The organism is Arthrobacter crystallopoietes BAB-32 (assembly GCF_000328305.2).
In the GTDB taxonomy this organism is placed as follows: Bacteria; Actinomycetota; Actinomycetes; order Actinomycetales; family Micrococcaceae; genus Crystallibacter; species Crystallibacter crystallopoietes_A.
Genome location: NZ_ANPE02000040.1, coordinates 1 through 6,428, shown reverse-complemented (window position 1 = coordinate 6,428; position 6,428 = coordinate 1). Strand labels below are relative to the sequence as shown.

The 6,428-nt window shown below is 68.1% G+C and carries 9 protein-coding genes; 4 read left to right on the top strand and 5 right to left on the bottom strand.

Going from position 1 to position 6,428, the window contains the following annotated elements:
- Positions 1-217, bottom strand: a 217-nt coding sequence (locus tag D477_RS01105; protein ID WP_005266447.1) for a trehalase-like domain-containing protein, incomplete at its 3' end; no start/stop codon positions are given.
- An 87-nt stretch (positions 218-304) separates the two neighbouring features.
- The gene (locus tag D477_RS01100) at positions 305-1,177 is read right to left on the bottom strand and encodes a glycerophosphodiester phosphodiesterase family protein (protein ID WP_043845130.1); all 873 of its coding nucleotides are present in this window, start codon (positions 1,175-1,177) and stop codon (positions 305-307) included.
- Positions 1,178-1,281: 104 nt separating this feature from the next.
- Here D477_RS01100 and D477_RS01095 point away from each other — a divergent pair, with 104 nt between their 5' ends.
- Positions 1,282-2,562, top strand: coding sequence for a DUF445 domain-containing protein (locus D477_RS01095; RefSeq protein WP_005266445.1), 1,281 nt, complete (start codon positions 1,282-1,284; stop codon positions 2,560-2,562).
- A gap of 46 nt (positions 2,563-2,608) precedes the next feature.
- Here D477_RS01095 and D477_RS01090 read toward each other — a convergent pair whose 3' ends face one another.
- Positions 2,609-3,499 (bottom strand): hypothetical protein, encoded by an 891-nt coding sequence (locus D477_RS01090; RefSeq protein ID WP_005266444.1) that lies wholly within the window; start codon positions 3,497-3,499, stop codon positions 2,609-2,611.
- Between the two features lie 183 nt (positions 3,500-3,682).
- Between D477_RS01090 and D477_RS01085 the strand changes: the two genes are divergently transcribed.
- Positions 3,683-3,934, top strand: coding sequence for a DUF6458 family protein (locus D477_RS01085; protein WP_005266443.1), 252 nt, complete (start codon positions 3,683-3,685; stop codon positions 3,932-3,934).
- Here the strand turns inward: D477_RS01085 and D477_RS01080 are convergent.
- Together D477_RS01080 and D477_RS01075 are read right to left on the bottom strand one after the other, a co-directional pair.
- Complete coding sequence (locus tag D477_RS01080) at positions 3,931-4,557, bottom strand: alpha/beta hydrolase (RefSeq protein WP_005266442.1); 627 nt, start codon at positions 4,555-4,557, stop codon at positions 3,931-3,933. The genes D477_RS01085 and D477_RS01080 overlap by 4 nt on opposite strands.
- Positions 4,558-4,582: 25 nt before the next feature.
- The gene (locus D477_RS01075) at positions 4,583-4,984 is read right to left on the bottom strand and encodes a hypothetical protein (protein WP_150109931.1); all 402 of its coding nucleotides are present in this window, start codon (positions 4,982-4,984) and stop codon (positions 4,583-4,585) included.
- 157 nt (positions 4,985-5,141) lie between these two features.
- On the opposite strand from D477_RS01075, the gene D477_RS01070 reads away from it, so the two are divergent.
- Together D477_RS01070 and D477_RS01065 are read left to right on the top strand one after the other, a co-directional pair.
- On the top strand, positions 5,142-5,924 hold the full coding sequence (locus tag D477_RS01070; RefSeq protein WP_005266440.1) for a DeoR/GlpR family DNA-binding transcription regulator: 783 nt from the start codon (positions 5,142-5,144) through the stop codon (positions 5,922-5,924).
- On the top strand, positions 5,921-6,428 hold a 508-nt coding region (locus D477_RS01065), incomplete at its 3' end, for a PfkB family carbohydrate kinase (RefSeq protein WP_005266439.1). The genes D477_RS01070 and D477_RS01065, both read left to right, overlap by 4 nt.

Below are 6,428 nucleotides of genomic sequence, written 5' to 3'. Positions count from 1 at the left end.
CCGCCGGCCCGGTGCCCAGCGGCTCGGCGTTCTCATCGTGGGCACCGTCCGGGGCGAGCAGCCAGCGCCCGTGTTCCGGCGTGCCGAGCAGGGCGGCGAAGGTCGAATCGGAGTCGAAGCGCGGGAAGCAGAGCCAATCCATGCTGCCGGTCCGGGAGACCAACGCCCCGGTGTGCAGGTCCGAGATCAGTGCGTAGTCCTCAATCGGAGAGCCCATCTCTCCACTCAATCACAGCTGATCCTGCTCCGCTACGAAATCAACCGCCTGCTTCAGCACGGGGATCGGCCGCCGCTTCGGGATCCTTCAGGCGCTCAGCCTGCCCGCCTCCAGCATGGTGCGCACCTCGGCCGGGCGGTTCGTGGTGATCTCCTGGATGCCCAGCTCGCGGCAGAGCTGCACGTCCGCAGGATCGTCCACGGTCCAGACCCGCAAACGGCGCCCGGCAGCCAGCCAGCGCTCGATCACCGGGCGGTGCGCGCGCACATAGTCGATCCCCGGCCCGGCCAGCCCCACTGCGCCTGCCTCGATCAGCTGCTCGCCCTCGGACAGGGCCCGGCGCAGCAACGCCACCACAGCGCCGGCAGTCAGCTTGCCCATGAAGAGACTGCCACGGATCTCCTCGGCTTCGATGTCGTCCACCAGCTGGCACAGATGGTCCGTTGGGACGTGGTCGTCCAGGTGCTGCACGGCGTCCGGGTGGAAGCTCATGAAGCTGATGGTGATGTTGTCCAGCCGGGACGACTCCGGTTCCCAGCCCTCGGCCATCAGGTACTTGAGCAGCTCGTCTTCGAGTGTCTGGCCGAACGGGCTGGGATGCTTGAGCTCCACGGCCAGGTCCAGCGGCCGGCCGGCGGCGCGCATCAGGTCGATCAGAGCGTCCAGCGTCATCAACTGGTCCGCCACGCCGCCGTACTCCGGCGGGATCGGCACCCCGCGCCAGGACGAGAAGTCCAGCCGCAGCAGTTCGTCCAGCGTGTGGTCGGCCACATGCCCGGTGCCGGTGGAGGTGCGGTCGAGGTCGAAGTCGTGGAAGCAGATCAACTTCAGGTCCGCGGTCAGGTGGATGTCGCACTCAAGTCCGTCGGCGCCGTCGGCAATGGCCTGCAGGTAGGCCGCCCGGGTGTTTTCGGCGAAGGCCGCACTGGAACCTCGGTGCGCGAAGATCTTCTGCTTCATGGACTTCACGGTACTCGCCAAATGGAAGCGGCGGCCCCTGCAGGCGGCGACGGACTGGTTAACTTACTGTGACTGTTCCCTAAAAATTCTTGGCGGAGGCCCCGATGAGCACCCAGGTGAAGTACGACGGCGGTGCGCAGCTAATGACCGATGCGGAGCGTGCCGCCGGGCTGCGGAAAATGAAACGGCTCGCCGGTGGCCTGCTGCTGGCGATGGCGGTGGTCTTCGTCGTGGCCTTTGCCCTGCAGGAACAGTACCCGTGGCTGCAGTACGTGCGTGCCGCCGCGGAAGGCGGCATGGTCGGCGCGCTGGCGGACTGGTTCGCCGTCACCGCGCTGTTCCGCCACCCGCTCGGCCTGAAGATCCCGCACACCGCCATCATCCCGCGCAAGAAGGACCAGATCGGCGCGAGCCTGGGCGGATTCGTGGAAGCGAACTTCCTGTCCGAAGAAGTGGTCAAGGCCAAGATCGCCTCGCTCGGCGTGTCCGCCCGCACCGGTGCCTGGCTCGCCCGGCCGCAGAACGCGGACCGGGTGGCCCGCGAAGGCGCCGCCACCATCCGCGCCGCCATGCTCGTGCTCAACGACGAGGACGTCCAGGACGTGATCGAATCCATGGCCCGGCGGCACCTGCTGGCGCCGGAATGGGGCCCGCCGCTGGGCAAGGTGGCCCAGCGCGTGCTCGACGACGGCCACCACCTCAAGCTGGTGGACCTGCTGCTGGACCGCGCCGCCGACTGGGTGCTGGACAACCCCGAAACCATCTCGCGCCTGGTGGCCGAACGCTCCCCCACCTGGGTCCCGTCCTTCGTGGACACCCTGATGGGAGACAAGGTCCACATCGAGCTGTACAAGTTTATCGCTGCGGTCCAGGACGACCCCGACCACCAGGTCCGCCGCCAGCTGGACGCCTACCTGCACTCGCTTGCCCAGGACCTGCAGCACGATCCGGACATGATCGCCCGGGTGGAGAACCTGAAGAACAACGCCCTCGGCGACCCGGAAGTCCGCCAGCTCGCCGCGCGCACCTGGGAGACCCTCAAGCGCGCGCTGCTGCAGGCCGTCGAGGATCCGCACAGCGAGCTCAGCCTGAAATTCACCGCCGCTGTGCGCGATTTCGGCAACCGCCTCGCCACCGACCAGGAACTCGCCGCCAAGGTGGACGGCTGGATCGAGGAAGCTGCCGGCTACCTCGTGCGCACCTACCGCTCCCAGATCGCCGGGGTCATCACCGAAACCGTCGAGCGCTGGGACGCGCAGGAAACCTCCGAGAAGATCGAGCTCCAAGTCGGCCGCGACCTGCAGTTTATCCGGATCAACGGCACCGTCGTCGGCTCCCTGGCCGGGCTGCTCATCTTCACCATCGCCCACGCCGTCTTCGGCTAGCCGCCCGCCGTCACGCGAGCTGCGGCTCCGGATGGGCTGGGCCCGGTCAGCCGCGGTCCTCGGGCCTGACCTCCGGATTGCCGGTGACTGCGGTGTCCGTTACGGCCGCCCGGTCGGTGAGGCTGGTATCGGCCTCCGTCGTCCCCGCCGTGATCTCCCGGTTCCGGCGCGGAATATAGTGCCGCTTCTGCGCCAGCTCCTCCACCAGCCCCATCGGCAGGACCAGTGGCGGCTCGCCGAAGGCCTCCCGGGTCGCCGCGATCACCTTGCGGCCCATCACGTGGTTGCCGGCGCCGCCCACCACGGCGCCGATTCCGAACGGCACGGCCCGGCCGAGCATGGCGGTGCCCTGCTTCGCCAGGATCTTCTTCAGGAAGCGCCGGCGCATGCTGTCCACCACAGTCCCCACCATGCCGGAGGGCATGCTCGTGCCCACGATGCTGCCCCAGGTCTGCCCCGGCTTGGCCCTGCCGCCGGCCGCCCCGGCCAGCTCGCGGATCAGCGCGAGGCCTTCTTCGCCCATCAGGATCGCCATGACCATGGTGCGGGCGCGGTCCGGATCGTCCAGCTGGATACCGTGCAGCTCGGCGATGGACTGCGCGTAGAGCGCCGTGGCTTCAAGGAAGCCGACCGTCGCCGCGGCGGACAGCCCGAGGGCAGCGACCGTACCGACACCGGGGACCAGCGCCGAACCGCCCACGGCCGCGCCGCCGCCGGTGACGGCAGCCAAGTAGGACTTCTCCAGCTTCGCTGACAATTCGGCCGGCGAAGCCTCAGGGTATTTGCGCCGCAGCCGGTTCAGGTTGGCCAGCACCAGCGGCCGCTGGACATCCAGCGCCTTCATGATCGCGTTGGTCACGTGGGGCTTCGGATTCCCCTTGGCATCGAACGCCGCGCCCGCCGCCATCTTGACTGCCGGATTGAATTTCCTGGCCATGCGTCTCCTTCGCTCGTGCTTGCGGAATCAAGCCTAGAACACCCAGTGCCGGCGGAACCGAAAAGCGCCAATCCGCCCTGCCGGGAACCAAGCTAAGTATGCTGAGCACACAACACATTGCCGCAAGTCACGCGGCCGGCACCACCCAGACGGGCCGCCGGCCAACGGGAAGGAGCAGTTGTTATGAGGATCGGATCATCGATAGCCCTGATCGCCATCGGCGCCATCCTGGCGTTCGCCGTCGCGGACGTGGTGGATTTCGTGGACCTGACGCTGATCGGCTGGATCCTGATGGGCGTTGGCGTCCTGGGGCTGATCATCTCCGTGGTCATGGCCGGCACCAGCCGGCGCAGGGTCACGGAAAGCCGGCAGCTGCACGACCCCCACACCGGCGAGACCGTCCGCCGGGACGACACCCGCGACAACGGACTCTAGCTAGGCTGCAGGTACAGGCGCAGGAAGATGCCGACGTCGCGCATTTCCTCCGCGCCGATGTTGTGCCCCATGCCCGGATAGGTCCGCGCCGTCAGCGCGGTGTGGTCGCGCAGCCACTGGTCCGAATAGTCGATCGCGTCCGACTGGATGAAGGCATCGCGGACGTCGCGGCCCCAGAAAAACGGGAGGCTGCCGTCCAGCTCGTCGGTCAGGGCCAGCAGTTCGTGGTCCAGCACAAAACCGGAAAGTCCGACGGCGGCGCGGAAGGCCGCGGGCCGCAATCGCAGGAGGGTGGTCGCCATGGCCATCCCCTGCGAGAAACCGAGCAGGCTCACACTGCGGAAACTCCCGGCAGCGAGGATCGGATCCAGCCAGCCGAACACCCGGTTCGCCGAGCTGACCACTTCGGCGAAATCCGAGGTCAGGAACGGATCCAGCAGGAACCAGCCGTGCCTGCCCCCGACGTCGAAATGCCCGCGCGGGGCCACGCCGGTGACATTGGCCGGCAGCACCTCGAAGAGCGGCAGCAGCTTCTCCTCGGACGAGCCGTAGCCGTGGATCATGACCAGCAGGTCCGTCCCGGCCCGCTCCCCGGCCGGCCGGGACCAGGCGGCTGTTTCCATGCACCACTTCTACCACCCGCCGCCGTCAGCGCGGCTTCTTGCTGCCCAGCGCCACGAGCGAGAGCACCACCCCGACCCCGCTGACCAGCGTCGCGCCGAACTGCGCCAGGGGATGGCCGCCGGCAAGGACCGCGAGCGCCAGCGCGAGCGGAAACCACAGCAGCGCCCAGCCCAGCACAGCGAACAGCGGCGCAAACCTCTCCCCGCGGGCCATCCACCGGTAGCCAACTACAGCCAGGACCAGCACCAGCAGCGCCCCGCCGATCATCAAGGCCGCACCGAATCCACCCAGGCCCGGGGTCGCCGGCGATGCCACCAGCGCCGCCGTGCCTTGGTCAACACCAACCACAAGAACGACGGCGGCAACCACCATGAGCAGGATGTTTCCGGCCTGCAGCCACATCAGTCTGCGGAGATCGGGCCTCATACAGCTACCGTAGCCCGTTCCGCCATGCCCCAATTTCTGTTTTTGCTTTTGTTTCTGTTGACTTGTGTTGGCAAACACAGATAAAGTCATCAAAACAAACACGAAAGTGACTGGCATCACCCAGCTGTGGCCGGTCGAAGGAACCACCGGGAGAAACATGTTCGCCGCCGAACGACACCGACTGATCGGGGCACTGGTCGATGCCCAGGGCCGCGTCACGGTGGGCGAGCTGGCCGGCAAATTCGACATCACCAAGGAAACCGTGCGCCGCGACCTCGCGGTCCTTGAAGAGCAGGGCACGCTCCGCCGGGTGCACGGCGGTGCCGTCGCCGCGGGCAAGGCCAGCACCAGCGAACAAAGCCTGGGCACACGGCAGCTGCAGCGGCATGAGGAAAAGCTGCGCATTGCCCGCGCGGCCCTGGCCCTGGTTCCCACCGGCGCCGCTTCCGCGGTCATCGATGCCGGCACCACTACGGAGCTGCTGGCCGAACTGCTGACCGCCGAACCCGATGGCCGCCATGACCAGCTGCTGGTGATCACGCATGCAGTGCCGATCGCCTACCGGGTCTCCACTGCCTCGAAGCTGCAGCTGGAAATGGTCGGCGGCCGCGTCCGCGGACTGACCAGCGCGAGCATCGGCGCCGCCACCTTGGAGCAGTTCGCCGCGCTGCGTCCGGACATCGCCTTCATCGGGGCCAACGGCATCCACGCCAGCTTCGGGCTGAGCACGCCGGATTCACTGGAGGCCGCCGTCAAGACCGCGATCGTCCGCTCCGCCCGCCGGGTGGTGGCGCTCATCGATTCAAGCAAGTTCGACGAAGAGACCCTGGTGCGTTTTGCCGGGCTGGAGGAGATCGACACCGTGATTACAGACAGCAAACCTGCCGGCGCCCTCGCCGAGGCGCTGGAGCAGGCCGACGTGGAAGTGGTGCTCGCATGATCATCACCCTGACGGCGAACCCCAGCCTGGACCGCACGGTCGAGCTGGCCGGGCCGCTCACCCGCGGCGGTGTCCAGCGGGCCGCCTCGGCAGCGCAGCAGGCAGCCGGCAAGGGCGTGAACGTCTCCCGGGCCCTCGCCGCCTCGGGCGTTCCCAGCCTCGCGATCCTCCCGGGCGACCCCGAGGATCCGGTGGTCGCCGGACTGCGCCAGGCCGGATTGGCCCACGTCGCCCTGCCGATTGGCCAGCCGCTGCGCAGCAACATCACGCTGACGGAGCCGGACGGCACCACCACCAAGATCAACGAACCGGGCCCCGTGCTCAACCGGCACCAGCAGGAGGAGCTGGCGGCCGCCGTCGTTGAAAAGTGCGACAGCGCAGCCTGGCTCGTGCTGGCCGGTTCCCTTCCGCCCGGGGTATCGGCGGATTTCTACGCCCTGCTGGCGGCCAAGGTCCGCGCCGAACTCGGCGCCGCGGCGCCGCGCATCGCCGTCGACAGCTCCG

Coding starts and splice junctions, on each gene's coding strand:
- D477_RS01100 (WP_043845130.1), bottom strand. CDS start 1,177: ATGAAGCAGAAGATCTTCGCGCACCGAGGTTCCAGTGCGGCCTTCGCC.
- D477_RS01095 (WP_005266445.1), top strand. CDS start 1,282: ATGAGCACCCAGGTGAAGTACGACGGCGGTGCGCAGCTAATGACCGAT.
- D477_RS01090 (WP_005266444.1), bottom strand. CDS start 3,499: ATGGCCAGGAAATTCAATCCGGCAGTCAAGATGGCGGCGGGCGCGGCG.
- D477_RS01085 (WP_005266443.1), top strand. CDS start 3,683: ATGAGGATCGGATCATCGATAGCCCTGATCGCCATCGGCGCCATCCTG.
- D477_RS01080 (WP_005266442.1), bottom strand. CDS start 4,557: ATGGAAACAGCCGCCTGGTCCCGGCCGGCCGGGGAGCGGGCCGGGACG.
- D477_RS01075 (WP_150109931.1), bottom strand. CDS start 4,984: ATGAGGCCCGATCTCCGCAGACTGATGTGGCTGCAGGCCGGAAACATC.
- D477_RS01070 (WP_005266440.1), top strand. CDS start 5,142: ATGTTCGCCGCCGAACGACACCGACTGATCGGGGCACTGGTCGATGCC.